This window comes from Methylosarcina fibrata AML-C10, assembly GCF_000372865.1.
Lineage (GTDB): Bacteria > Pseudomonadota > Gammaproteobacteria > Methylococcales > Methylomonadaceae > Methylosarcina > Methylosarcina fibrata.
The window spans coordinates 1,580,731-1,607,295 of the sequence record NZ_KB889965.1 but is presented as its reverse complement, the minus strand read 5'-3'; the positions used below and the strand labels follow the sequence as shown (position 1 = coordinate 1,607,295).

At 55.0% G+C, this 26,565-nt stretch carries 21 protein-coding genes; 5 read left to right on the top strand and 16 right to left on the bottom strand.

Going from position 1 to position 26,565, the window contains the following annotated elements; genetic code table 11:
• Positions 1–39 precede the first annotated feature (39 nt).
• Positions 40–1,650, bottom strand: coding sequence for an NAD(P)/FAD-dependent oxidoreductase (locus tag A3OW_RS0107675; RefSeq protein WP_020562847.1), 1,611 nt, complete (start codon positions 1,648–1,650; stop codon positions 40–42).
• A gap of 206 nt (positions 1,651–1,856) precedes the next feature.
• Between A3OW_RS0107675 and A3OW_RS0107670 the strand changes: the two genes are divergently transcribed.
• Positions 1,857–2,264 (top strand): ketosteroid isomerase-related protein, encoded by a 408-nt coding sequence (locus A3OW_RS0107670; protein WP_020562846.1) that lies wholly within the window; start codon positions 1,857–1,859, stop codon positions 2,262–2,264.
• A 135-nt stretch (positions 2,265–2,399) separates the two neighbouring features.
• Here the strand turns inward: A3OW_RS0107670 and dxs (A3OW_RS0107665) are convergent, their stop codons facing one another.
• Genes dxs (A3OW_RS0107665) through A3OW_RS0107635 form a run of 7 tightly spaced genes read right to left on the bottom strand, consistent with a single transcriptional unit; the run spans position 2,400 to position 11,536 of the window.
• Positions 2,400–4,262 carry a 1-deoxy-D-xylulose-5-phosphate synthase gene (dxs, locus tag A3OW_RS0107665; protein ID WP_020562845.1) on the bottom strand — a complete coding sequence of 621 codons (1,863 nt, stop codon included), beginning with the start codon at positions 4,260–4,262 and terminating at the stop codon, positions 2,400–2,402.
• Positions 4,263–4,264: 2 nt separating this feature from the next.
• On the bottom strand, positions 4,265–5,920 hold the full coding sequence (locus tag A3OW_RS0107660; protein WP_020562844.1) for a copper resistance D family protein: 1,656 nt from the start codon (positions 5,918–5,920) through the stop codon (positions 4,265–4,267).
• Positions 5,921–5,929: 9 nt separating this feature from the next.
• Positions 5,930–6,286 (bottom strand): copper resistance CopC family protein, encoded by a 357-nt coding sequence (locus A3OW_RS0107655; protein WP_020562843.1) that lies wholly within the window; start codon positions 6,284–6,286, stop codon positions 5,930–5,932.
• 5 nt (positions 6,287–6,291) lie between these two features.
• Positions 6,292–7,680, bottom strand: a complete 1,389-nt coding sequence (locus A3OW_RS0107650; protein ID WP_020562842.1) for an aspartate aminotransferase family protein — start codon at positions 7,678–7,680, stop codon at positions 6,292–6,294.
• Between the two features lie 27 nt (positions 7,681–7,707).
• The gene (locus A3OW_RS0107645) at positions 7,708–8,454 is read right to left on the bottom strand and encodes a phosphorylase family protein (RefSeq protein WP_020562841.1); all 747 of its coding nucleotides are present in this window, start codon (positions 8,452–8,454) and stop codon (positions 7,708–7,710) included.
• Entirely contained in the window at positions 8,451–10,424 is a 1,974-nt protein-coding gene (gene shc / locus A3OW_RS0107640) for a squalene--hopene cyclase (protein ID WP_020562840.1), read from the bottom strand. The genes A3OW_RS0107645 and shc overlap by 4 nt, the downstream gene beginning before the upstream one ends.
• A 20-nt stretch (positions 10,425–10,444) precedes the next feature.
• A complete protein-coding gene (locus A3OW_RS0107635) occupies positions 10,445–11,536 on the bottom strand; it encodes a phytoene/squalene synthase family protein (protein ID WP_020562839.1) in 1,092 nt (363 codons plus the stop codon).
• A gap of 454 nt (positions 11,537–11,990) precedes the next feature.
• Between A3OW_RS0107635 and hpnH the strand changes: the two genes are divergently transcribed.
• The 3 genes from hpnH to A3OW_RS0107620 all read left to right on the top strand — a co-directional run bounded on the left by hpnH (position 11,991) and on the right by A3OW_RS0107620 (position 15,136).
• The gene (gene hpnH / locus A3OW_RS0107630; RefSeq protein ID WP_026223408.1) at positions 11,991–13,103 is read left to right on the top strand and encodes an adenosyl-hopene transferase HpnH; all 1,113 of its coding nucleotides are present in this window, start codon (positions 11,991–11,993) and stop codon (positions 13,101–13,103) included.
• Positions 13,104–13,376: 273 nt separating this feature from the next.
• The gene (locus tag A3OW_RS0107625; protein ID WP_020562837.1) at positions 13,377–13,982 is read left to right on the top strand and encodes an ABC transporter substrate-binding protein; all 606 of its coding nucleotides are present in this window, start codon (positions 13,377–13,379) and stop codon (positions 13,980–13,982) included.
• Positions 13,983–13,993: 11 nt separating this feature from the next.
• Positions 13,994–15,136 (top strand): MlaA family lipoprotein, encoded by a 1,143-nt coding sequence (locus tag A3OW_RS0107620; RefSeq protein ID WP_026223407.1) that lies wholly within the window; start codon positions 13,994–13,996, stop codon positions 15,134–15,136.
• A 32-nt stretch (positions 15,137–15,168) separates the two neighbouring features.
• Here A3OW_RS0107620 and A3OW_RS0107615 read toward each other — a convergent pair whose 3' ends face one another.
• The 7 genes from A3OW_RS0107615 to A3OW_RS26340 form a co-directional block, all read right to left on the bottom strand.
• Positions 15,169–15,684, bottom strand: a complete 516-nt coding sequence (locus A3OW_RS0107615; protein WP_026223406.1) for an adenine phosphoribosyltransferase — start codon at positions 15,682–15,684, stop codon at positions 15,169–15,171.
• A gap of 87 nt (positions 15,685–15,771) precedes the next feature.
• On the bottom strand, positions 15,772–17,634 hold the full coding sequence (dxs, locus tag A3OW_RS0107610) for a 1-deoxy-D-xylulose-5-phosphate synthase (RefSeq protein WP_020562834.1): 1,863 nt from the start codon (positions 17,632–17,634) through the stop codon (positions 15,772–15,774).
• Between the two features lie 145 nt (positions 17,635–17,779).
• Positions 17,780–18,676, bottom strand: a complete 897-nt coding sequence (gene ispA, locus A3OW_RS0107605; protein WP_020562833.1) for a (2E,6E)-farnesyl diphosphate synthase — start codon at positions 18,674–18,676, stop codon at positions 17,780–17,782.
• A complete protein-coding gene (locus tag A3OW_RS0107600) occupies positions 18,669–18,902 on the bottom strand; it encodes an exodeoxyribonuclease VII small subunit (RefSeq protein ID WP_020562832.1) in 234 nt (77 codons plus the stop codon). The genes ispA and A3OW_RS0107600 overlap by 8 nt, the downstream gene beginning before the upstream one ends.
• A 313-nt stretch (positions 18,903–19,215) precedes the next feature.
• Positions 19,216–20,901 carry an MFS transporter gene (locus tag A3OW_RS0107595; protein WP_020562831.1) on the bottom strand — a complete coding sequence of 562 codons (1,686 nt, stop codon included), beginning with the start codon at positions 20,899–20,901 and terminating at the stop codon, positions 19,216–19,218.
• Positions 20,902–20,983: 82 nt separating this feature from the next.
• A complete protein-coding gene (locus A3OW_RS0107590) occupies positions 20,984–21,640 on the bottom strand; it encodes a DUF599 domain-containing protein (RefSeq protein WP_020562830.1) in 657 nt (218 codons plus the stop codon).
• Positions 21,641–22,215: 575 nt separating this feature from the next.
• Positions 22,216–23,727, bottom strand: a complete 1,512-nt coding sequence (locus A3OW_RS26340) for a beta-propeller fold lactonase family protein (protein ID WP_020562829.1) — start codon at positions 23,725–23,727, stop codon at positions 22,216–22,218.
• 915 nt (positions 23,728–24,642) lie between these two features.
• On the opposite strand from A3OW_RS26340, the gene A3OW_RS0107580 reads away from it, so the two are divergent.
• The gene (locus tag A3OW_RS0107580) at positions 24,643–25,737 is read left to right on the top strand and encodes a beta-galactosidase (RefSeq protein ID WP_157385827.1); all 1,095 of its coding nucleotides are present in this window, start codon (positions 24,643–24,645) and stop codon (positions 25,735–25,737) included.
• A 234-nt stretch (positions 25,738–25,971) separates the two neighbouring features.
• On the opposite strand, the gene A3OW_RS0107575 is transcribed toward A3OW_RS0107580, so the two are convergent.
• Positions 25,972–26,544 carry a metal-dependent hydrolase gene (locus A3OW_RS0107575; RefSeq protein ID WP_020562827.1) on the bottom strand — a complete coding sequence of 191 codons (573 nt, stop codon included), beginning with the start codon at positions 26,542–26,544 and terminating at the stop codon, positions 25,972–25,974.
• Positions 26,545–26,565: the final 21 nt, after the last annotated feature.

Genomic DNA, 26,565 nt, shown 5'->3' with positions numbered 1-26,565 from the left:
TCGGGGAAGAGCTTGCCAACGGTGAACTCTGTACCGCCGCTATTGTTGAATCTTCCGGACGATGTCCAGCGCCACCGCTTCGGCGACCTGAATGCCGTCAATCGCGGCCGACATGATGCCGCCGGCATAACCCGCCCCTTCACCGGCCGGATACAGACCGCGCGTGTTCAAGCTCTGAAATTCTTCGTTGCGCTTGATGCGCACCGGTGAAGACGTGCGGGTTTCGACGCCGGTCAGGACCGCGTCCGCCATCGCAAAGCCGGGGATTTTTTTATCGAACGCCGGCAAGGCTTCGCGTATCGCTGCAATCGCATAGTCGGGCAGGGCGGTGCCGAGGTCGCATAAATGCACGCCCGGGGTATACGAGGGCAGTACCGTGCCGAAACGGACCGATGCGCGGCCGGCAAGAAAATCGCCGACCAGTTGACCCGGAGCATCGTAGTTGCCGCCGCCCAGTTCAAACGCTCTTGCTTCCAGGCGCCGCTGAAAATCGATGCCGGCCAAAGGATGATCCGGATAATCTTCCGGCGTAATGCCGACCACGATGCCGCTGTTGGCGTTGCGTTCGTTGCGCGAATATTGGCTCATTCCGTTAGTGACGACATGCTCCGCTTCCGAGGTCGCGGCGACCACGGTACCGCCGGGGCACATGCAGAAACTGTAGACCGAGCGTCCGTTTTTGCAATGATGCACGAGCTTGTAGTCGGCGGCGCCCAGCAACGGGTGGCCTGCGTATTTGCCGAACCGGCAGTGGTCGATCAAAGATTGCGGATGCTCGATGCGAAACCCGACCGAAAAAGGCTTCGCTTCGATATACACGCCGCTGTCGTAGAGCATTTTAAAGGTGTCGCGCGCGCTGTGCCCGACGGCGAGTACGACGTGGCTGGCGGGAATTCGGTCGCTGTTGGCCAGAATGACGCCGCGCACCATATGGTGGTCGATGTCGATTTTTTCGACCCGGCTCCCGAAACGGATGTCTCCGCCCAGGGACTCGATCGTCGCGCGCATTTGCTCGACCATCGATACCAGCCTGAAAGTACCGATGTGCGGTTTGCTCACATACAGAATTTCGGGCGGCGCTCCGGCCTTGACGAACTCGGTCAATACCTTGCGGCCGTAATGATGGGGATCCTTGATCTGGGTATGCAGCTTGCCGTCCGAAAACGTGCCCGCGCCGCCTTCGCCGAATTGGACGTTGGATTCCGGATTGAATTCCCGTTTGCGCCACAGCCCGAAGGTGTCTTTGGTGCGTTCGCGCACCGCCTTGCCGCGTTCCAGCAGGATCGGACGGAAACCCATCTGGGCCAGGATCAGCCCGGCAAATAATCCGCAGGGGCCGGTACCGATGACGACGGGACGGGTCGTCAGTTCTTTCGGGGCCTGGGCGACAAAACGGTAGGCGGTGTCCGGAGCGATCGAGATCTGGCTGTCTTTGTGCAGACGGGAAAGCACCGCGCGCTCGTTTTTCAGTTCGACGTCGAGCGTATAAATCAGCTTGATGGCGTCGCGCCGACGCGCATCGTAGCCCTGCCTGAAGATCGTGTAAGTGATCAGCTCCTCCGCGCCGATGCCCAGCCGTTTCAGGATTTCGGCTTGCAATTGGCGGTCGTCGTGATCGAGCGGGAGTTTTAATTCGGTGATTCGAAGCATCTGCGGTATTTCTAAAGCCCTTCCGGGGCGGCTAAGGTTTTGGCGGAAATCGAAAAAGGGCACGTGTTCCTTTTCTGAAAATTATCGGCTCTGTAATTTGCCGACGGCGGCGATTCCCGGCCATTTTGGAAAGAAGCGGAAAATAATCAAGGCGAAAATCCATTTTACTATAAAATAGGCGTCATTTAACTCACTATGGAATCACTATGAACCAAGACACCATCAACCTGATACAAAAATATTACGAGGCGTTCAACAAAGGCGACATGGAGACCTTTATGACTCTTCTGACCGACGACGTCATCCACGACATCAATCAAGGCAAACGGGAAATCGGCAAGGAAGCGTTTGCTCAATTCATGGCTTGCATGAATTACAACTACAAGGAACAACTGGTCGACATGGTCGTCATGGCGACTCCCGACGGCACTCGCGCCGCCGCCGAGTTTGTCGTATTGGGTGAATATCTTAAAACGGACGAGGGATTGCCGGTCGCTCAAGGCCAAAAATATCGCTTGCCGGCGGGGGCGTTTTTCGAAGTGCGCGATAACAAGGTGGCGCGCATCACCAATTATTACAATCTCCAGGACTGGATCGCTCAGGTGAGCGCCTAAGGCGGCCTGCTCGTTTTTATTTTAAGGCTGAACGGATCGGTTCAGCCTTAATTCTGCCTGCTGCAACCGGATTCAGAAAAGGTTGGAGCAGGGCGAACGAGGCAAATATTCTGCCTCCGCCCTCCATTTCTAGATTCAAGCGCAAAACGCGGCGATGCGGTCGGTGATGCTTTGGGCGTCGAGGCCGCAGAGGGCGAGGAGCTCTTCGCGGGTGCCTTGTTCGACAAAATGGTCCGGGAGCCCGAGGTTGAGCACCGGCATCAGCACCTTCCGCGCTTGCAGCAGCGTGTTGACCGCGCTGCCGGCGCCGCCGGCCAGGACGTTCTCTTCCACCGTCACCAGCACGTCGTGGCTTTTCGCCAGCTCCAGGATCAACGCTTCGTCGAGCGGCTTGACGAAGCGCATGTTGACTACCGTTGCGCCCAGATTCTGCCCCGCCTGCAAGGCCGGTGCGACCATGCTGCCCCAGGCGAGCACGGCGATGCGGCTGCCTTGCCGGCGGACCTCGGCCTGGCCGATCGGCAAGGGCGTCAACCCCGGCTCGACCGCCACCCCCGGTCCCTTGCCGCGCGGATAGCGCACCGACGCCGGCCCTTCGTAAAGAAAGCCGGTGGTCAGCATCCGCCGGCATTCGTTCTCGTCGGCCGGGGCCATGACCAGCAGGTTGGGAACGCAGCTCAGATAGCTGAAATCGAAACTGCCGGCATGGGTCGGCCCGTCCGGTCCGACCAGACCGGCGCGGTCGAGCGCGAACAGGACGTCCAGATTCTGCAAGGCGACGTCGTGAATCAATTGATCGTACGCCCGCTGCAAAAAGGTCGAGTAAATCGCCACCACCGGTTTGGCGCCCTGGCAGGCCTGGCCCGCGGCCAGCGTCACCGCGTGCTGTTCGGCGATGGCGACGTCGAAATAACGCTTCGGATAGCGCTCGGAAAAGGCCACCAGACCCGAGCCTTCGCGCATCGCCGGGGTGATGCCGAGCAGCCGGGGGTCCTGCTCGGCCATGTCGCAGAGCCAGCGGCCGAACACCTCGGTGTAGGTCGGATGCGGCGACGGCGCCGCTTTCGGCAGGCAGTCCCGGCTCGGGTCGAACGCCGGCACCCCGTGATAGGCCAGAGGATCCTTTTCCGCCGGCGGATAGCCTTTGCCTTTCTGGGTGACGACGTGCAGGAAGCGCGGGCCGGACATCGCTTTCAGATTCTCCAGCGTCGGCACCAGGGCGTCCAGGTCGTGGCCGTCGATCGGGCCGATGTAATTGAAGCCGAGCTCCTCGAACAAAGTGCCGGGCACGATCATGCCCTTCATGTGCTCCTCGGTGCGCCGGGCCAGTTCCCAGACGCTGGGCATGCGGCTTAGGACCTTCTTGCTTTCCTCCCAGGCCGAGACGTACAGGCGGCTGGACAGGATCTTGGCCAGATAGTTGTTCATCGCGCCGACGTTGGGCGAAATCGACATGTCGTTGTCGTTCAGGATCACCAGGAGATTGGCGTCGATCGCGCCGGCGTGGTTCATCGCTTCATACGCCATGCCGCCGGTGATGCTGCCGTCGCCGATGATCGCCACCATCTGCCGCTGTTCGCCTTTGAGCTCGGCGGCAATCGCCATGCCCAACGCGGCGCTGATCGAGGTGCTGGAATGGCCGACGCCGAAGGCGTCGTATTCGCTCTCACTGCGGCAGGGGAAGGCGGCGACGCCGCCGCGGGTGCGGATCGTGGTCATCCGTTCCTTGCGGCCGGTGAGGATCTTGTGCGGATAGGCCTGATGGCCGACGTCCCAGACCAACTGATCCTGGGGCGTATCGAACACGTAGTGCAGGGCCACGGTCAATTCCACGGTACCGAGACCGGCCGAGAAATGGCCGCCGGAAACGCTCACGGTCTGCGTCAGGTACTCGCGCAGCTCCTTCGCCAGCGGCTTGAGCTGCTCCTTGCCGAGACGGCGCAGATCGGCAGGGTAATGGAGGGTGTCTAGTAAAGGGTATTTGCTTGGTGCTTTCATATTCAGTAGAGAGGTTCACGATAGAACATCAGGATGAGTCCCATTTGGAATAGGGCCGCCACTGAGATAAACCCGGCAATTTCCTTGCCGGGCTTGTCCAGTTTCAATTCGAGCCAGCGGCCGCACGCTAAAACCAGCGCAAAAACGCCCATGGCGGTATGCCCGACCTGGATCAGAAAAGCGCTTTTGGGTTGAAAGCCGACATGGGAGTGAGTCAGCAGCATTAACCCCCCGAAGGCGGCCAGTACCGGAAAAATCAATGGCAACGTGGTGTTTTGGTTGCCTTTCATGCGGGCTCTCAGTTCGATCACGCCCAGCACGAACACCAGTAACGTGGCAATTCGGTGTTGCAGCACTTCGCCGTTGTTAAAAGTGCTTTCCCAGAATCCGATCGGACCCAAAGGCCAGGTCTCGGCATCGCTCCGGAAAAATAAAAAGATTCCCAGCAGCACGAAACCCAGGGGCCAGAACTTGATGGCGGTAAAAAAGCGATTCAGAGCGGGAGACGGCGATTTCATGTAAGACAGCATGGCAAAAAAACTCATTACCGTTAAAAAGATGCCCGCTATGTTATGGTTGTAATTGGACCATTCCGTCGCTGCGACCGACGGAACCTGACCGATGATCGCCACCCGGCCCGGTTCGCCGGCGATTAGATCCGTATGGGTAGGCGAGGTCGTCCTCGGCATGGCGGGTTTGAACGTCTCGAGTACTTCCTGCCAGCTTGCCGTCAGGTTGGGAATGTCGATCGCCGGAGGCTGGGAAGCCAGACTGGCGGCGGTAAACAACAGGGTGATCAGAACGAACGTTTCCGCTTCGATATAATAAGGCACGCTGCGGGTCAGCCGAAGCGGATTGCCCGACAAACCGAATTCGAGAACGGCGGAGCGGTTCAGCCAGGCCAGACTCAGGGCGAGACTAAGCAGAACGATTTTTACCATCAGCAAGTTGCCGTAGCCGGTGCCGACCAGTCCGTTCCAGGTATCGATGTATTGCAGGGCAATGGGAGTGCCCGAGATCAGAATGAGACCCACCGAAGCCATTCCGAATAAAGAAAACCGTTTGAGCAGCGATGGCCACAAGTCGGCTTGAATTTGCTTTCGATAGGTGAGCAGCCACAGATTGACCAGTTGAAACACGCCGCCTATCCAGGCGGCGGCGCCGAGCTGGTGAATGACGGTCAGCGACATCAAAAAGACTCTGTCGTCGAAACGGCCGGCCGCGTGCACCAGCCAGGCGCCGGAGACGATCATGGGAACAGCGAGCAGCAGGGCGGTCAGCCAGTGCCGTTGCGAGTAAGGATGTTTGCTCAAGACGAGGTAACAATAGCTTGCCAATACCAGCGTTAACAGGGCGCGCACCAGGCCGCCGATAAATTGCGTGGTTTGGGCAAACTCGGGAAAAGGCCAGCGGTCCAGCACGGCGGCCATCAACCAGACTTTAAGAATAATTTTAAAAATCTGGGCGCCCACCAGATAAAAAGCGCCTTTGTATAACAGGGTCGTCGTTTTTTCCATCAAGGCCGCGTTATAGCGGCCTTGCGCCTGCCAGGGGCGCAAGATGAACCATCCCCACAGCAAGGCGCCGATGGTCAGGGCGAAACAGATAAGATCGAATCCGCCGATTAGGGAATCCAGAAAGTCAGCAATGCCGGCCATTAGTGAAACCTATTGAGAGACAGAAAAATGAATGACGTCTTCGGTCAGATGACCGTCCGCAGCGAAGACTTTGAGCTTGATGGCGTAGTCGCCGGCTTCCAACGGCGGCACGGCAATGATCATCTGACCCTGGCGCGCGCCTTTGCTGATCGGAAGCGTTTCGTGAACGTCGCCTTTGCGCACCAGAAATACCTGGGACAGGCCCAGTTCGATTTTCGAATTGAACATCAGTTCCACGGTGTCTTTCTGCAGCGCGCGAATCGGCTTGATTTTTAAAGAATAATCGGTCACTACGGCATGAGCCAGCGCATGAGGAATCTGAGTCAGAGTGAGCCACAATAAACCGAACCGGAACAATTGTTTCATAATGTTTATCCTTTTTTGCCTTTTAAGGCATGGCTGGCGAGATTTTTTCCGAGGTCCCAGATCGAGCCCGGAATCTGGTGAGTGTCGGCAATGGTCTTGTCGAAGGCGGCCACGATGGTGTCGCGATCTTTTGGATTCAGGTTCAGCGGCGGCAACAGCTTGACCACGTTCATGCCGTGCCCTGCGACCTGGGCCAGGATCCGGTGCTCCTTGAACAAGGGGATCGTGATCATCTGGCAGAACAAGCCTTTATTGGCTGCTTCCAGCATCGCCCAGGCGGCTTTCAATTTGAGGCTTTTCGGCGAATGGAACTCGATGGCGATCATCATGCCCTTGCCGCGGGCTTCCTTGAGAAATTCGTATTGTTCGGACAGCGCGTTCAGGCTGTCGATGATGTCCGTGCCCAGCTTGGCGCTGTTGTCCACCAGATTTTCCTCCTGCATCACGTGCAGCGTGGCCAGTCCGGCCGCCATGGCCATGTTGTTTTTGGAAAAAGTCGAACCGTGCACCACCGCCCGATCCATGCGGTTGTAGACGCTGTCCATGATTTTTTGCGTCATCGCCACGGCGCCGACGGGAACAAAGCCGCCGGACAAGGCCTTCGCCATGCAGATCATGTCGGGGCGGACGTTCCAGTGTTCGATCGCCCAGAATTTGCCGGTGCGTCCGAGGCCGGTCTGAACTTCGTCGGCGACGAACAGCGTACCGTATTTTTTGCAGATCCGTTCGACTTCCGGCAGATAATTGTCGTCGGGTACGTTAACGCCCTTGCCCTGGATCGGCTCCACGATGAACGCGGCCACGTCCTTGTCCCTTAGAGCCTGTTCCAGAGCCTCGGCGTCATTGAAAGGAATCGAATAACAACCGGGCAGTAACGGGCCGAAGCCTTCGCGGAATATGGGTTCTCCGTTCAGCGACAAGGCGCCCATGGTCAAGCCGTGGTAAGCGTGCTCGCAAAAGACGATCTTTTCGCGTTTGGTGGTGAAGCGGGCAAATTTGATCGCAGCTTCCACCGATTCGGTCCCCGAATTGCAGAAAAACATCTTGTCCAGATTGTCCGGAGTGGTCTTCAGAATTTCCTGGGCGAGCAAGCCGCTGAGTACGGACACGTCCAGTTGCACCAGGTTCGGCAGCTCCAGAGTCAGCGTTTCCTTTAAGGCGTTGATGACCGTCGGATGGTTGCGGCCGATCGCAAAGACGCCGAAACCGCTCAACAAATCCAGGTATTCCGCGCCTTTTTCGTCGTACAGGTATTGGCCGTTCGCCTTCCGGTAATGCCGGTCGTAACCTATGGTCTTTAATACGCGGACCATCTGGTTGTTGAGAAACTGTTCGTGAAGATCGAATTTATCAGTGCTGTGTTGTTCGAAAAGTTCGGCGATACTAAAAGACATAAAGATATAAAATTCAATAGTAAAGATTTAAACGGTTTCGATCGCCGTCAGCTCGCCGACACCGGTAAGCGATTGAAGTTGGCCGGCGACTCTTCTTAAAGTGATCCTGGCTTGGTTAAAGTGAAGTCCCAATCGGATCAAGCCCGGTAATTCGAGAGGGTGGAAAAGTAGAAAACCCATCAATCTGTCCAGCCGGACTTCGCCCTGGTCGTCGAGGGAATAACCGACGGCTTTCGGCAAATCCATCGCGGCCGGATCGGCAACGGCCCTGAGCGCCAGAAAATCCCTTTGATATTGCCTTGCCACTCGAGCGATGGCCGCGCTTTCCATGTCGAGCGCCGCCGCTCCGGTCCGTGTATGCAGTTGTTGTTTGGCGCGGCTGGAACTGATCAAGTCGCGGCTTTCGGCGATCGCTCCCTCGTGGATACGGAGGGGAAGGGCGCCGGGCAAACGCTGTAGCGCCTGAAGGCATCCCGTGCGCCATTCCGAAGCGACGGCCAGTTCGTTACGGTCCGCGTCGACAATTCGATCCGGCACCAACAGATCGCCAGGTTTTAGCGAAGCGTCGAGCCCGGCGGCACAACCCCAACTGAGCAGGCGGGTTGCGCCCTGATCAACCAGTTGCCGGGCGGTTGCCTCCGCATTGGCCGGTCCGGCGCCCGAGTAAGCGATCAGTACCGTGTCGCCGATAAAAACGCCAGACCCTTTGCCGATTTTTTTGGAAGTCAGCGTGGCGAGCTCTTCGGGCAAAGCGGCAAGGATTCCCGTAATCACTTTTTATTAAGTTCGTTGCGGTAACGCGCCAGTGCCCAAAGCGGAAAATATTTGTCGTAACCGTGGTATTTGAGATAGAAAACCCTCGGAAATCCCGGCGCCGTAAAGCATTTATCATTCCAGAAACCGTCCCGGTTTTGATGACGCAGGATGAAATCGATACCCGCCTTGACTTCGGGGCTGTGCGCTTCTCCGGCGGCGATCAGACCGAGAACGGCCCATGCGGTCTGAAAGGCCGTACTGAACCGGTATCTTCCGCGGACGCCGGCATCGTGGTAGCTGAAATTGTCTTCGCCCCAGCCGCCGTCTTCGCGCTGTACGCTTTTCAGCCAGGCGGCCGCTTTGACGTACATCGGATCGTTTTTGGGCAGGTCGGTTTGCTCCAGGCCCAGCAAGACGGACCAGGTTCCGTAAATGTAATTGGTGCCCCAGCGGCCGAACCAGGAACCGTCGGCTTCCTGCTCACTGCGCAGATAGTCGATCGTGCGCTTCAGCGCCGGCAGATATTCTTCATGTGCCTTGATTAGTCTGGCCATCAGCATCGCGCAGCGCGCGCTCACGTCGGCGGTCGGCGGATCCAGCAAGGCGCCGTGATCGGCAAACGGGATTTCGTTGAGATAGTAATACGTGTTGTCGGCATCGAAAGCGCCGTAACCGCCGTTTTCGGACTGCATGCCGGCTATCCAGCGCGTTGCCCGGTGAATGGCTTCGTCAAGGCCGGTCCGTTTCGAGTCGGCCATCGCGAAAGCGACCACCGCCGTATCGTCCACGTCCGGATAATGCGGATTATTGAACTGGAAGGCCCAGCCGCCGCCTGGAAGTCCGGGTTTTTTGACCTGCCAGTCGCCCGGTTCGTCCATAAGCTGTTTGCTTTGCAGCCATTCGTAGGCCTTTGCCAGGTCTTCGCTGTTGGTGAGTGCGGATGAATTTTCGCCTTTGTAAACTTCCTGCAGAGCCAGAGCGGCCAGGCCGGTATCCCAGACCGGAGACAGGCAGGGCTGGCAATAGGCGTCGTGTTCGTTGATCACCAGTAACTTATCGATGGCTTTGCGGCAGATGACGACATGAGGATGATCCTTGGGCATGCCGGTCAGCAGCATCGCTTCGTAGGCATTTACCATCGCCGGAAAAATGCCGCCCAGGCCGTCTTCGCCGTTCAGCCGTTCGATAAACCATGCTTTGGCTTTTTCGATCGCCCGAGCGCGTATTTTCGCAGGAATCAACGGTTCAGTGACCCGGCCCAGCTTGTCGAGTCCCAAAAAGAATTTATTCAGCAGCGTTCTTTCCGGAAAATAGTGCCGTTCCTGATCCGGATGGACCGTGAACAGTTCGAGAATGTCGACTTGATTCGGGTTTTTAGCGGTTGCCTTCAAGGTGCACAATATGAACAGCGGTACCATCACGGTCCTGGACCAGTAGGAAACCTTGTCCAGATGAAAAGGAAACCAGCTCGGCAGCAGCATGATTTCGACAGGAATATAGGGAACGCCTCGCCACGGCAATTGTTTGAACATTGCCAGAGCAATTCGAGTAAATACGTTGGCCTTGGCCGCTCCTCCCTGAGCCAGAATCCATTTCCTAAGGCGAGTCATGTGCGGGGCGTCGACAGAATCGCCGGCCATTTTTAATGCGTAATAGGCTTTTACGCTACAACTGATGTCACCGGGGCCTCCGGTAAACAAAGGAAAACTGCCGTCTTCGGATTGACGAGAGCGGATGTATACGGCTATTTTGGCCTGCAGCGCCTCGTCGATTTCACCCAGATAATGCATCATCATGACGTATTCGGACGGAATGGTGCAGTCCGCTTCCAGTTCGAATACCCAGAAACCTTGCTGGTCCTGAAGACTTAATAACCGATTCTTGGCCTGGTTTATCGCATTATCGATATCGAAGGCATGGGAATGAATAGGCGTCGAAGAGCCGGGCAGATCCGTTGTATTGGTTTGGGTCGTTGCATCGGTAAACATAGTGATTCCTTATATTAGTTTCACTGAGCTTTTGGGTTTGGGGTTGAATAGGTCCAGCCGGGCGCTTTCAGTTCCCGTCCTGCCCAATTAAACAGCAGAGCCAGCATGAAGTTGCTGCGGCCTATCAAACGGGTTACAAAAATGGTGGCTTTCACACTGTTCCGAGTTATTTTGACTTGATCGGATTGATTGAAATCCATATTTCTCTTGATCTTTCTTAAGGTTAAAACCGCCATGCCCAATGCCCACAGGCAGAAATTGCGAATTCCCGTTTCGTGGCCGGGAATCAATTGCGTATAGGTCAGGGCATTTTGCAAATGGCCGTGAGCGATGCCGATCAAGCGTTCCAGACCGGCTTTGAAGCTTGCATCGCTGGTTTCCGGCGTCAAATTTTTCAGATCGAATCCCGTTTCCGTGAAGATGTCCTGCGGCAGCCAGCAGACGCCGCGCTTGGCGTCGTCCCAGATGTCTTTCAGTATGTTGGTCATTTGCAGACCTTGCCCGAAAGAAACCGACAGGCGCAACAATTCGTCCCGGTGCCGATCGATTTCGGGAGAATAATGGCAAAAGAGCTTGGCCAGCATTTCTCCGACGCAGCCTGCGACGTAGTAACAGTACTTATCCAGATCCGCGAGGGTGGCAAGGCCGTGGTTAAGATTTTGCGCTTGAAAGATCGGCATGCCCGCCGCCATCGTTTCAACGCAAGTGGCAAGCGCGTCGATTTGAGCCGGATCAAACTTGTGAGTGATTTCGATGACGCGCGGCAATACGTGAATGAGCGTATGCTCCGCCGGGGAAGTCTGCCCGGACAGAAGCGGCGCCAGTTCCACGGCAAAGGATTCGGTGTTGATTCCGGTTTTTACGATCGATATGAATTCGGAACAGAAATATTTTTTTTGCTCGGGCGTCAGAGAGACTTCGTCTTCGATGGTGTCGACGATGCGGCACAATAAATAGGCATTGGCGACGGCGCTGTACAGAGAAGCCGGCAATTGGGGAATGGTCAAGGCAAAGGTTCTGGATACCCCTTCCAGCAGCAAAGCCTGAAACGCATCGTCAGACAATTTGCCGAGTGATTTTGGATTATCCAGAGAGATTCGGGTTTCGCTCATAATACTTAATACTGTCCACCCGCCGGTAAGTGCGAGCTAAAGATTCGTTACGGGCAATAATAGCCTTTTTGTTGGTAATTTGCAAAGTAATGTTGTTTTGTTGCCAATATTGTTGAGTTGGCTTCGAGCTGTCGTGTCATTTAAGAATTAAAACAGTAGCTTAAAAGCAGATGTTGTATTTGAGCAATAGGCTGTCGGCCACGGGCGAGAGTTAAAAATTAATGCGGTGTTACCGTAAAAAGCTGGAGATGTTGTTGGAAAGATAGTATTCTAGTCAACAAATTAGGGGAGATTAACGAGTTGGGCGCCCGAGCGGAAAATTGAAAAGTTCGGTGGTTGTAATACGGTGAATCTTGTCTTGTTGTTGTTTTATAGCTACACTTTATCTGGTAATCTAGTTTTAAGGCAGTCCACGCAATGCGGCTGCCGTTTTCATTTTTTCGGAGGTTGGGTCATGGGAGTTCCTTTACGTCAACAGTTAACTGTTGGTACCTATTTATTAAAGCAAAAGCTTAAAGGAGTTAAGAAATATCCTTTGGTTTTGATGCTGGAGCCCTTGTTTCGCTGCAATCTGGCCTGCGCCGGCTGCGGCAAAATAGATTACCCGAACGAAATTCTCGACAAGCGTCTTTCTTACGAAGAGTGCATGCAGGCGGTCGATGAATGCGGTGCGCCCATGGTGTCGATTCCGGGCGGAGAGCCTCTGATCCATAAGGACATGCCCCGGATTGTCGAGGGTCTCATCGCGCGTAAAAAGTACGTCTATCTCTGCACCAATGCCTTGTTGTTGAAAAAGAGAATCGACGATTACAAACCGTCGCCGTATCTGACGTTTTCGATTCATCTCGATGGGATGCGCGAAAGGCACGATGCCTCCGTCTGCCAGGAAGGGGTATTCGATCGCGCGGTCGAAGCGATTAAACTGGCGCTGGGCAAAGGCTTCCGGGTGACCATCAACTGCACCCTCTTTCAGGGAGAGAAAGCGGAGGAAGTGGCCGAATTCCTGGATTATGCGATGGAATTGGGCGTCGAGGGCGTCACCATTGCTCCCGGTTTCAGCTATGAGAGAGCGCCGCAACAGGACGTCTTCATCAAAGGCCGCGATGTCAAGGAATTGTTCCGGGGTATTTTTAAAATCGGGAAAAAACGCAAATGGAAATTGAACCATTCCGCGCTTTATCTCGATTTTCTGGCCGGTAATCAAAACTATAACTGCACCCCTTGGGGGAACCCCACGCGCAACATTTTCGGCTGGCAGAAGCCCTGCTACTTGCTGGCCGATGAGGGGAATGCTTCCAGTTTTCAGGAACTGCTCGACACCACGCCCTGGGAAAAATACGGAACCGTCAATAATCCGAAATGCGCCAACTGCATGGCTCATTGCGGCTATGAGGCCACGGCCGTTGAGGATATGTTAAAAAATCCGTTGAAAGGGATTATGACTGCTCTTCGGGGTCCTAAAACGGAAGGCGAGATGATTCCGGAGCCGGCGCCTGCCTATTATAAGGAAGAAAGACCGACGCCGACTTTTTCGGGGATACCCATCCGGGTCGAAATGGCCGAATGATTCGACCGGGACAAGCAGCGGTTTAACTCAACAACCACTTGATTCGTGTCGCAATTTACCGTCAAAATACTCTCATTGGGATGAGCTGGCGACAGGAAGCGCACTTGCGTTCAGGGTATCGATCGGCGTCGGTATTCTGAAGGGCGCAGCGCGCCTCCGACAGGCGCGTCCCGGGTCTTTCATCTTCCGGAGCGAAGCAAGCGGTTCTATGGCTTTAAGCGGCTGATGGATCAGAACTAACAGACGGGCGGTGTAACTACGAGATTTCACATCATGATCAATAATATAATAAAATCAGCAGGTTATTTTATTTTTTTTCTCATTCTTTCGGCTCATGCCATGGCCGGGGAGAGCGCCAGGGCGGTGGTCGAAAAATTCCAGGAGCAGCTTATCGACGTCATGAAAAACGGCAAACAATTAGGATTTGCCGGACGTTATGACAAGCTGTATGATGCCGTCTCCAACAGCCATGATTTGCCAAAAATCGCCCGTATCGTGGTGGGAAAGGAGTGGGAAAAGCTTACTTCGGAGCAACAGGACAAGCTGGTGGACGTGTTCAGCCGGTTGAGCGTCGCTTCGTATGCCTATAATTTCAAGGAATATGGGGGAGAATCCTTCGTTTTCGATTCCGAAAAGGAAACCGCCAGAGGCGGCGTGGTCGTGCATTCCAAGATGAACGTGCCCGACGACAAACCGGTAAAATTCGATTATATGCTGAAAGAGAAAGGCGACAGTTGGCGGATCATTAATATTATTGCAAACGGCGTCAGCGATCTGGCCTTGAAAAGATCGGAATACACCACCATTTTGCAACGGGAAGGCTTCGACGCTTTAATTAAAAAGATTAACGAAAAAATCGACAATTATTCCAAACAATAGGTTTTACAGTAATGAGCACACCATTCAGCGGCTTGCGCTCCGCTAGAAGACATTCCTTTTTTCCGGCTTTCGTGATCAGTGCGAGCATGGCTTTGGCCGGATGTGCCACGAGCGGCGGCGAAAAGGAAGCGGAAAAGACGGCGGACACCGCAGCGGCCAAGGCTGATCCTTATGAAAACTTCAACAGGAAAGTATTTTATTTTAACGATAAAGTCGATAACTACGTTGCCGAGCCCATTTCCGATGCCTACAAATGGGTAACGCCCCAGTTTGTGCAGACAGGGATATTCAATTTCTTCAATAATCTGAAAAACATCAACGTCGTGCTCAACGACATGCTGCAGGCCAAATTCTCCCAGAGCGCCCAGGACAGCGGACGCTTCTTAATGAATACCACGGTGGGCCTGGGCGGTTTGTTCGACGTGGCCAAACACGTCGGCTGGGAGCAAAACGAGGAAGACTTCGAGCAGACTCTGGCGGTATGGGGCGTGCCTCAAGGCTCGTATCTGGTGTTGCCTTTCATTGGCCCGACGACTACCCGGGGCATTCCCGGCTCCGTCTTCGATACGGCGGCGAACCCGGCCACTTACGTCGGTTTGCCGGTGCAACTGGTCTCCATGCTGAATTCCAGAGCCAGCGCCGAAGGGGCATTGAAATTTATCGATGAAGCGGCGCTGGATCCTTATGTGTTCACGCGGGAATCGTTTTTGCAATGGCGCAGCAGTCTTGCGTCCGACGGCAAGGCTGAATCTTCGTCCGATCTGTCCGAATTCGAAGACGAGTTGAGCGAAGGCGATGCCGCCGGAGACGAATCCGCCGCCAGGAGGAAAGAGGTCGCCCCGAAACCTACGGCCGTTTCTGACGGCGCCGGAAAGACGCCTGTAACTGAGTCCTCTTCTACAGAAAAAGCAACGACGGCAGACGAAGCGGCTGTGGCCGGTGTTCCGGTCCAGGCTGCCCCCGCCGAACAATCGGCCAGTGCTGCCGACGCGCCTCATTTTTCAAAAGTTTCCAATTCGTCCGGTAGCATGAGCCCGTCGTTCGAAGAAGCTTCGAAATCCTTCGCCGAAGCCAGCGAGAAGCTGGAGAAGTTGAAGGTGCAAAAAGAAACTCAAGAAACCAAAAAGAGCAGGAAATACAGCCGGAAAAATTAATCTCTTCCGAAAAAAAGTTTCGGTCCCTGCTCTTAAAAATGGAGCAGGGAATGGATTTCGTATCCTTCAAGTCTGCTGCGGCCCTGTAAAAAATCCAGTTCCACGACAAACGCACAGGCCGCCACCTTTGCCCCCAGTTTCTCGATCAACTCGCAACTGGCTCTTGCCGTTCCTCCGGTAGCCAGCAGGTCATCGATCAAGAGCACGCGGTCCCCATCTTCAAAAGCATCGATATGGGCTTCCAGTGAAGCCGAACCGTATTCCAGATCGTACGATACGCTTTGAACGTCATAAGGCAATTTCCCGGGTTTCCTGAGAGGGATAAACGGAAGTCCCAATTCCCAGGCCACCAGGGACCCGAAAATGAATCCCCGCGCTTCCATGCCTGCTACGGCCGTGATGGAGCTTCCCAGAAAAGGCTGCATTAACTGATGTACTGCCAGTTTCAAGGTGGCCGGATCCTTGACCAGCGGCGTAATATCCTTGAACATGATGCCGGGTATCGGAAAATCCGGAATATCGCGGATTTTGCTTTTCAGACGTTCCAGAGTTTTCTCTTGTAAAGGGGAAAGTGCGTTTATCATCTGCTTCTGATGGTTTATAAGAAACGAAAGCTCCGGTTAAAGCAAGCCGATTCAAGCGCAAAACGCGGCGATGCGGTCGGTGATGCTTTGGGCGTCGAGGCCGCAGAGGGCGAGGAGCTCTTCGCGGGTGCCTTGTTCGACAAAATGGTCCGGGAGCCCGAGGTTGAGCACCGGCATCAGCACCTTCCGCGCTTGCAGCAGCGTGTTGACCGCGCTGCCGGCGCCGCCGGCCAGGACGTTCTCTTCCACCGTCACCAGCACGTCGTGGCTTTTCGCCAGCTCCAGGATCAACGCCTCGTCGAGCGGCTTGACGAAGCGCATGTTGACCACCGTGGCGCCGAGGCTCTGCCCCGCCTGCACCGCCGGCGCGACCATGCTGCCCCAGGCGAGCACGGCGATGCGGCTGCCTTGCCGGCGCACCTCGGCCTGGCCGATCGGCAAGGGCGTCAACCCCGGCTCGACCGCCACCCCCGGTCCCTTGCCGCGCGGATAGCGCACCGACGCCGGCCCTTCGTAAAGAAAGCCGGTGGTCAGCATCCGCCGGCATTCGTTCTCGTCGGCCGGGGCCATGACCAGCAGGTTGGGAACGCAGCTCAGATAGCTGAAATCGAAACTGCCGGCATGGGTCGGCCCGTCCGGTCCGACCAGACCGGCGCGGTCGAGCGCGAACAGGACGTCCAGATTCTGCAAGGCGACGTCGTGAATCAATTGATCGTACGCCCGCTGCAAAAAGGTCGAGTAAATCGCCACCACCGGTTTGGCGCCCTGGCAGGCCTGGCCCGCGGCCAGCGTCACCGCGTGCTGTTCGGCGATGGCGACGTCGAAATAACGCTTCGGATAGCGCTCGGAAAAGGCCACCAGACCCGAGCCTTCGCGCATCGCCGGGGTGATGCCGAGCAGCCGGGGGTCCTGCTCGGCCATGTCGCAGAGCCAGCGGCCGAACACCTCGGTGTAGGTCGGATGCGGCGACGGCGCCGCTTTCGGCAGGCAGTCCCGGCTCGGGTCGAACGCCGGCACCCCGTGATAGGCCAGAGGATCCTTTTCCGCCGGCGGATAGCCTTTGCCTTTCTGGGTGACGACGTGCAGGAAGCGCGGGCCGGACATCGCTTTCAGATTCTCCAGCGTCGGCACCAGGGCGTCCAGGTCGTGGCCGTCGATCGGGCCGATGTAATTGAAGCCGAGCTCCTCGAACAAAGTGCCGGGCACGATCATGCCCTTCATGTGCTCCTCGGTGCGCCGGGCCAGTTCCCAGACGCTGGGCATGCGGCTTAGGACCTTCTTGCTTTCCTCCCAGGCCGAGACGTACAGGCGGCTGGACAGGATCTTGGCCAGATAGTTGTTCATCGCGCCGACGTTGGGCGAGATCGACATGTCGTTGTCGTTCAGGATCACCAGGAGATTGGCGTCGATGGAACCGGCGTGGTTCATCGCTTCATACGCCATGCCGCCGGTGATGCTGCCGTCGCCGATGATCGCCACCATCTGCCGCTGTTCGCCTTTGAGCTCGGCGGCAATCGCCATGCCCAACGCGGCGCTGATCGAGGTGCTGGAATGGCCGACGCCGAAGGCGTCGTATTCGCTCTCACTGCGGCAGGGGAAGGCGGCGACGCCGCCGCGGGTGCGGATCGTGGTCATCCGTTCCTTGCGGCCGGTGAGGATCTTGTGCGGATAGGCCTGATGGCCGACGTCCCAGACCAACTGATCCTGGGGCGTATCGAACACGTAGTGCAGGGCCACGGTCAATTCCACGGTACCGAGACCGGCCGAGAAATGGCCGCCGGAAACGCTCACGGTCTGCGTCAGGTACTCGCGCAGCTCCTTCGCCAGCGGCTTGAGCTGCTCCTTGCCGAGACGGCGCAGATCGGCAGGGTAATGGAGGGTGTCTAATAGCGGATAACGGCCTGATTGGGTCATGGGTAGTTCGAGTCCTTGAGTCAGCTCGGCAAGTCTAGGGGCAGGGTGGCGTGATGCCATTCTTTGGCGATGCGGATGCGGTACGCTAAAGCCTTAACAAAACGAGCGATTATCAGATTAAATGTCCTAGTAATCAAGTGGGGATTTAATGGTCGCGTTGAATGATATAAAGGGACAGATCACGCAGAAGATCGGCTTCTTTGCCGAAGATGTCCAGACTCTCGATGGCTTTTTCATGTAAATCAAGCGCTTTTTGCTTGGCGCCCGCCATCCCCAGCAAGGCCGGGTAGGTGGGTTTGTCGTTGAACTTGTCCTTTCCCTGGGTCTTCCCGAGGGTCGCGGTATCGCTTTCCTCGTCCAGAATATCGTCTTTGACCTGAAAGGACAAGCCGATGCATTTGGCATACTGGTCCAGTTTTTTGGCGGCCGAGGGATCGATGCCCTCTTTGGCGAAGGTGGCCAGATTGACGCTCGCACGTATCAAGGCGCCGGTTTTATGAATATGCATGTTTTCCAGTTCGGGCAACGTGATTTTCGTTCCGACCGACTCGAGATCGATCGCTTGTCCGCCCACCATGCCCTGCGAGCCGCTGGCCTTGGCTAAGGCGGTAATCATTTTTAACCGGTTTTCCATGCTGGCCGTAATGGTAGGGTCATGCGCCAGAGTTTCGAAAGCCAAAGCCTGCAGGGCATCGCCGGTCAGGATGGCGGTCGCTTCATCGAAGGCGACGTGACAGGTCGGCTTGCCGCGTCTCAAGTCATCGTCATCCATGGCCGGAAGATCGTCGTGGATGAGCGAATAGACATGAATGAATTCGACTGCGCAAGCCGGGCCGTCCAATACCTCCGGTTCTATTCCCAGCGTTTTGCCGGTGCAATAGGTCAGCATCGGACGCATCCGCTTGCCGCCGTCCAGCACGCAATAGCGCATCGCCTTGTGCAGCTTCTGCGGCAAAATCTGTTCACCCGGCAAGCGGGCTTCCAGGGCCCGTTCGACGCGGTTTTGGCAAAAACTAAGGTATTCTTTTAACGCATTACTCATCAGTAAAAGGCTCCAGGGATTGACTGCCGTTTTTTTCCAGAAGAATCTGAACTTTCTGTTCCGCCTCCTGCAAGGCCTGCCGGCAGGTTCGGGTCAGGTAGACCCCTCGTTCAAAAGACTTCAACGACTCTTCCAGAGTTATGTCTCCTTGTTCAAGTTGACTGACCAACTGCTCGAGCTCGGCGAGGGATTCTTCGAATGGAGTTGAGCTTTTCTTCTTCGGCATGGGGTAAAACAGCGGTTGATTTATGATTGATTAAATCCGGCATTATATATGATTTTATCCGGCAAGTGCGCTGCAAGTCATTGCTTCGCAGGACAATCCACGGAATGACGCATGACAAGTACTCGGTACGATGACTCTGGCGGGCCGGATGCGCTTTACTTATCCGGCCTATTTGACGGCATTGAGGGCAGTATCGGAACCCGGTTCTGCCCTGTAATCCGTCCGGAAGGCTTTGCCGGAATGGCGACCGTCAAGGCACGGGGCGGACTTTCTGTAAGTTACCGCCCGGCGATGCTTATCCGGGAAGGATCCGTCAGGGTTTGCTTTCGCTGAGCAGGGTCCGTTTCGCGATGACGATGGCCAGCATCGGCATGGCGAAGCCCAGGACCATGACCGCGAAAAACAGGCCGCCCAACTGGCTGTAATCGGCCGGTACGGCGATCGCCCCGGTCACGGCATCCCTGACTTCGCGGGTAACCACAAACCATTGGTTCAGCAGTTTGGTCAACAATTGGGAGAGGGACAGGGCCAGATTGACGAACGCCGCCATCACCGCGAAAAAGGTTGCCTTGAGTTGCCGGGGAGCCGAATTGGCGATCCAGGCCAGCATCGGAATCATGGCAACCTGGCCTAAAGGCGATTCCAGCGCGGTATCGACCAGCACAATGAAACGGGCGTCGATGAAACCGGCGACGTGAGTTTGCGCCCACTGGTGAAATCCGTAATACAAAGCGATTTCGGGCAAATTGAGGACGGTGAAGATCACGGTCAGTATCGCGACGATCTCGGTGATCGAGCGTTCGGCCATGAAACGCCGAAATACAAACATGCCGAACAGGGTCAATCCGCTGGAAATCAGCGACAGCTTCGACAGAAACTGCTGATCGAAACCGAGGGCATCGATCATCCACCAAGTGGAGCCGGCTCCGGTCGACGGAATGGCGCGGAAGACGAAAATGACCAGAGCAATGCCGAATAATTGCTTTCTGAGAGACACGGTCAGCTCTTCGGTCAAACGCCACATCAGAAAGACGACGATCGATAGAGACCCCAGAAAGACCAGTTCTTCGTTGTAGGGAATTTTGGCCAGCCCCATGATTAGCGCAAACAGAGTAAAGCTCAAACTGCCGCCGAGGATCCACCAGTTGACGGCGGGTAGTTCGGTCGATGGGCGATCCAGCAGGCGTTCGATGTCCGCCGTTTCGTAACCCTGGGCGGCGAGCCGCCATTCCGCGCTTGATCGAAGATAAGACGCCAGGAGCACGCCGCCGACGGAAATGACCGGAATCAGCAAGGCCCAGCGGTAAATTTGCACGTAAACGGCCGCCTGCCGGGCAGCGTCCATCGTCTCCACCCCTCTGAACAGATAAACGTTGGCCGCGGCGACGAGCAGGGTGCCGCCGATAATAGCGACTCGTCCCAGCGTCTGCATGGTGGTATGCGCCAACTGAATTTGCCCCTCCGGCAAAGGCCGCCCCTGTTCGTCGACCCGTACGACCGCTTCCACGGTCATGGCATCGGCCACGGTGTCCTGGATGACGTAGCCGATCGGAGCCAGCAGCGTCGCCACCACATACCAGGTTTCGGCGGACAGCCAGCCGGTCATGGAGTCCGGGTCGACCAAAAGATTCAACATGATCAGCAGGCTTGCCGCAATCAGGCCCGCGCCCAGATAGATCATCCTGGCCTTGTGCCGCCAGAACAGGTCCACGAGATGGCCGATCGGCATCTTCATGGCCCAGGGCAGCATCGCCCAGAAAGTCAAAGCGGCTAGAAATTCGGCGGAGAGTCCGAGATAGTCCTTCACGAAAAAAGTGCCGACGATGCCGGTCAAACCGGAAATGCCGGCGGCCAGATAGACCATCAGTGGCGGCACGTAACTCAAGCGCATCTGCCGGGCCAGATCGTAAACGTTTTGGTCGAGCCAGTGCTGCAACTTATGCGCAATATCGGCCGGCCGGTCTGTTTGGCAACGGGATGGAGATTCGGGTTTCGGCATGACAATCCTTATGAGCTTGGGTTGACAAGGTTAAATGATTTTTTCGGCCAAAATCTGTTTTTGGGTGGCGGGAGTGCGCTTGCTACGTTTCACTTTCAGGAGAGGGCGCCCGATCGAGTGAATAAAGCGATACAATCAATATCAGCGTTGCTAAAACCAGCACATAAGGACCGAAAAACCACAGGATCAAAGGCAAACTGAAAAAAAACGCGCGCGTTCCGAACGTGTAATAGGTGCCGGCGCGATTGAGATAGATTCCGATCTGTTTCGGCGACAGACGCTCGACGCTGCTGTCCGGCGGCAGATTGATCATATAGCCGACGTGATTAAAGAAACGTATGGCCATCGAGAAACAGTAAAAAGCGATAAAGAAATCCAGCAGCAACAAGGCGAGCTTGATCAGGCTCAATTCCCTGGAGGTATTCGCTATGACCAGAAAGGGCTGCCAGGCGTTCATCAGTTTTTCCGGATTTTCGCTGAGGTTCAGTATGCCTATGATCAGCAGAATGGCGGTCGAGGCCATGAAGTTGGCGGCCATCACCGAATTGCGCAGGGTTTGTACCGCCAGGATTTCCTTTTTATCGCCGCTCATGATCATTTCGACCCAGCGTTGACGAACTTTTGCATTCATCGCATGGACGGTAAAGTGAGGCTGACGCCGGGTTTTCCAGCGCAAATACGAATAATAAAACAGAACCAGCAGTGCACTCACTGCAAAAGCAATCACATCATGTTCCATAAAGACTCCGCCGGAGGATCGCGTCGCTGTTGGGGAATGCCAAAACAAGAAAGTTGAGATCATGCGCAGCCGGGTAAGAAAACTGCTTTTCATTTTGACCTGCCCGGGTTCATTATAACCTGGGCAGGCACCAGCCCAATCGTATTAATTTCTGTGTGGAAAGACCGCGGATCCGTCAGGAAAAATTATCGTTCATTCCGGGTGGGGTTAAAGAATGAGCCCGGCGTTGCCGGTCCGGAAAAAGAGTTTTCGCCAACGACTTCTCGGCCACAGTCTCATTTGTAGAAACGGCTTCTTGAGCATTATCCGGACAAGAAAGAATCCAAAGCCGTCTGCTTGTCGCCCTCGACCGGGAAAGGAAGGGCCGACAAAAAACTCGATTTGCTCAATTTTTCAGGTGATTTGCTCCGAACCGATGAAATTTTAACTCCGTTCGTGCCGAAGAACTCTAGACGAACGGTTTCAAACAGTCAGAGGCCGGTTTTAAATAATAGACCTGCCAGGTTTTTGAATCCTGGCAGGTCTTTTTTATACGACGGAAATTTTGCCGGTGCTTCTGCTCTGTTTATTTCGGATTAAGGCACCACGGTGAATATTTTGTCTTTCGTGACGGATTGGCCGTCGGGATTGGTTATTTTGAAGCCGCGAAGGCCGGTCAAGGCATCGGAGGCGATCGTCAGGTTGATTTGCAAACTGGTCGAACCGACGGCCTGTACCGAATTGATCGTAATGCCCGCGGCGCGAGGGGTCATGGCGGCGCTTGCGTTAGCCTGGAAACCGGTGCCGACCAGGGTAACTACCGCCGACGTTCCGCGTTTTGCCGAGGAAGGCGAAATACCGGTGATTTGCGGTGCGGGCAGCACGTCACAAGCGTCGCCGATGCCGTTGCCGTCGCTGTCGGCTTGATCGGGATTGGCTACCGCAGGGCAGTTGTCTTGGGTATCCATAATTCCGTCACCGTCGCTGTCGGCCACGGGAATCTCGGCGGTTTCGATTACCCAGGGATTCAGGTCGGTCGGAATGGTCGCGATGACGGTGTTGCTGGCGGTATCGATGACCGAAACCGTTCCGTCAGGCGGATTGGTTACATAATAACGGGAACCGGACGCGTTCACTGCTCCCCAGTAAGGGCCTTTGCCTACCGGGATGGTCGAGAGCACGCCGGCGGTAGTCGCATCGACGACCACGGCTGCGTTGGCGATAGCCGGAGGCGTATAGGCTCTGTCATTGGATGGTGCGGTATTCACCGTCCAGGGCGAGCCACCGACCGTGGTGGTGCCGATCACGGTATTGGTGAGCGTGTCGATGACCGAGACCGATCCGCCCGTCTGATTGGCGCTGAACAGGGTTTTTCCGTCGGGCGTGATGTCCAGGCTGGTGGTGCCTAAGCCTGTGCCGAGCGGAATGGTGGTTAAAACGCTGTGGTTGGTGGTTTCGAAAACGGCGACCGAGCTTGAGTTCGTTACCGCCAGCGCGCCGAAATTCGAGACATAGACCCGGCTGCCGTCCGGGCTGGCGACGACCCGGCTCGGGCTGAGTCCGACCTGAACGGTTTTGAGCGCGCTACGGTTGACCGCATCGATGATCGTAACGGAACCGGAGTTCTTGTTGGAGACATAAACCCAGTGATTATCCGGAGTAATGTCCATGAACTTTGGATAGGATTTGGTGGCAATGGTGCCGGTCACGTTGTTGCTGGCCGTATCGATGACCGAGACCGTGTTGGCATAGCCGTTGGCGACGAACAGGGTATGACCATCGGAAGTAATGACCATGTGCTCGGGGCCGTCTCCCACGGTAACCGTAGCGCTGATCGTATTGGTCGCGGTATCGATGACCTGAACGGTATCGGATTCCTTGTTGGAAACATAAACCTTGGTGCCGTCGGGAGCAACCAGGAGGCGGGTCGGATTATTCATTACGAATAAACTGGCGATGACCGTGTTGGTGCCGGGGTCGATGACGCTGACCGTACCGGGGGCATTATTATTGGTTACGTACACGCGGCTCTGGGTAACGGCCTGGGCAGTCAATGAGCAGCCTGAAATCAGTAAAAGATAAAACAGTTGTTTAACGAGCTTGTTCATGATTTATACACTCCGATTGTTTATTGTAAAGACTCATAGCTCTGAATCTGATCCCAAGGTCCCTGCCGAATTACCTTTAGTTCAAAATAAGCATGGTTTGAATTAAGATAAAAACTGGTATGAAAAGCCCGGTTGATCATCAGTAAAAAAGTTTTCAAAATTAGCGGCTATATCCTGGATTGGTCAGCGGTTTGTTAATAGCCAACTTGATTCTCGTAAACTGATGAAACGCTTAACCGAGACTGGCCAATAATGTATGCAAAATCCTTGCTTGGAGCATCCGGTTAATGTCCCGAGATTTCTGTGTTGAATATCCTGTTCGGATAAAATGCAAACGAGACGTTTGTCCCGAGCAAGCTGTGGCGGCAATAAAAGACCCGCATTATCGCTGGGCCTCGCTGTCATGATTTAACAAGACCAGGAGCATAAAGAGTTAGCGAATCTGCTAAAACCGCTTTGCGTTTGATAGGGAGGAAAATACTTACGTCAGGCATGGGGGAAATGAGCCTGGAAAAGACGGCATAAAACTCTAAGCGGTTCCATTCTCGGAGAAATGCAGATATTAAAAAAAGTAAGCGGCCGTCTTAGGGTAGCCCGGGACTGCCTCAAAACTTAGACACATTTTATTCGATGTTATAGAATTAAAAAACTTTTATTTCCGGTTTTACGAATACATTCGTAGTTCGGTTTTCAAATAAGCAGATCTTATGCATCTGATCACGCAGTATTGAAAGGTTTCAAGCCTGATGGGATTAGGTTTTTCGTTCCGGAGCGTTTTTGTATGGCGTGCAGGGGCGAACTCGTTCGCCCAGATGCGCATCGAAAGCGACACAATTCGCTCTTTTCTGTATACAGATACGTCAGCCGAAAAGGCGTTAGGAATTCATGTTGAACAATATTAAGAGAATCAATGATATGACTGCCAAAATCTTTTATGAACAAGCCCTTGTATCGGCCGGAAACGGCATCAAGATTTTCAGTTGTCCTGCCTTATCCTGGCTAACGCTGATTTTCGCTCTGCTCGTTTATGGAGCCCCGGCGATTGCGGCAGCCGGTGCGGAAAAACCGGGTTTGTTCGTGCTGCACAACGTCATGCGGGGACCGCTGGATCCTTCGGCGCTCAATTCAAGCTATGTGAACGGCATCGCTCTTCAGATAGGCTGGCGGGACGTCCAGCCGGAAGACGGTAAATACGATTGGAGTCAAATCGATTCATACATTAATACGGCGAAGCTCGCCAACAAGCGAATCACTCTGCACCTGCTGCCGCTGAAGCCTCCTCAATGGGTTTTTGACGCGGGTGCAGAACCGTTCACGTTTACCATCCGAGTGCCCGGAAATCCGAGACAAGGCGAACAGGTCACCGAATACGTCCCCTGGGACAAGGTGTTTCTGAAAAAGTGGACGACGCTGATCGAACAATTCGGCGCCCGCTACCGTAGCGACCCTACCATTTTCGCGGTCAGCGTCACGGCCCCCGCGCCGGAAATGATGCTGCCGGGAAGTTTTCCTCCGCATGGGGAAAGCTTTCAACGGTTGCAGGCCATGTACAACCGGGATGCTTATCTGAGCGCCTGGCGCCAGATGATCGACGTCTACCAACAGGCCTTTCCGGATAAGCCCAAGTTTGTCGCTCCCGGCATCGTGCTCGAGGATGCCTATTTTGCCGATGAAGTGCTGGAATACGCGTCAAACCGGTTCGGCGACAAGCTGTGGGTATTCAGCGCCGGTCTTAAAGCAGTTCGTCCCTCCCGTTTTCCGCCGATGATCCATATTTATTCCCTGCTTGAAGAATACGGAAAGAAAGCGAATCTCGGTTTCCAGATGATTTGGAGTGCTTCCAGGGATCCCCATAACCGGCTGGAGGGTTCCCTGCGCGGAGCTCTCGAAAACGGCATCGGGCTCGGAGCCAAATACATCGAAGTCTATGAAAGCGATGTTTTGAGTCCGAATCTGCAGGGTGATCTTCAATACGGCGCAGGCATGCTGGCTTCAACGGCCAAACGGTAAGTCCGGCGGTTCGCCTGGCGAGTAAATTTCCGTGCGGGATCAGGTCCATCAAATACGTATAAGATAAATGCGAACCGAAGGTGCTTTAAGATGGGGTCCCAAATAACTTTTCGGAATTTGGATGGCTCTGAATCACACGATGATGGCTCCCCTCTTGTCAAGGGGGGAGGTTATTTGTAGCGATATCCTTAGTGATTTGCAGCCCTGTTTTCGACCAGGACTGATCGTTTGCTCTTAATTCGAGAAGGGGCGGCGAGGAGTTCGTTTTCTTGCCGACCAGATCGACAATATGAATATCAGAGGGAGAAAGCCGATTATTTCGGTGGCCATCACCCAGACATTATGCAGACTCAGCAATCGTTCCCAGTTGTCATGGTGCACGCCGAGAAACAAACTCAGCGGCATTCGAATCCGGCCTTCTTCCAGCGGCCATAGCAGCGAGACCCCATAACTGGTATGGAAACCCAGCGCCGGCCCGGTAAATAAATCGATCAGGCTATGGGACAGAATAACCCCCGTCGGGATAAGCCAGCTTAAAACGGGTCCCAGCCGTCGAAAAAAAAGACATCCGAAAAAAACGCCGGCCGTCAACGCAAAAACGAGGCTGTGGGTAGGTCCGCTGTGAAAACGATGCGGATCGGATGAAAAAAGATAGCCGATAAAGAAATCAATGTCCGGCAAGTTTGCCAGAAAAGCAAAAAGTGCTGCATTTTTCCAGTCGAGCGCCCGAAATTTGGGCGATTGTGCGATCTCTACCGCTACCAGGCAGGTAAAGCCGCAGAGAGTATGTCCAATGGGGGAAGCCATGTTCTTCGCGTATCGGCAGAG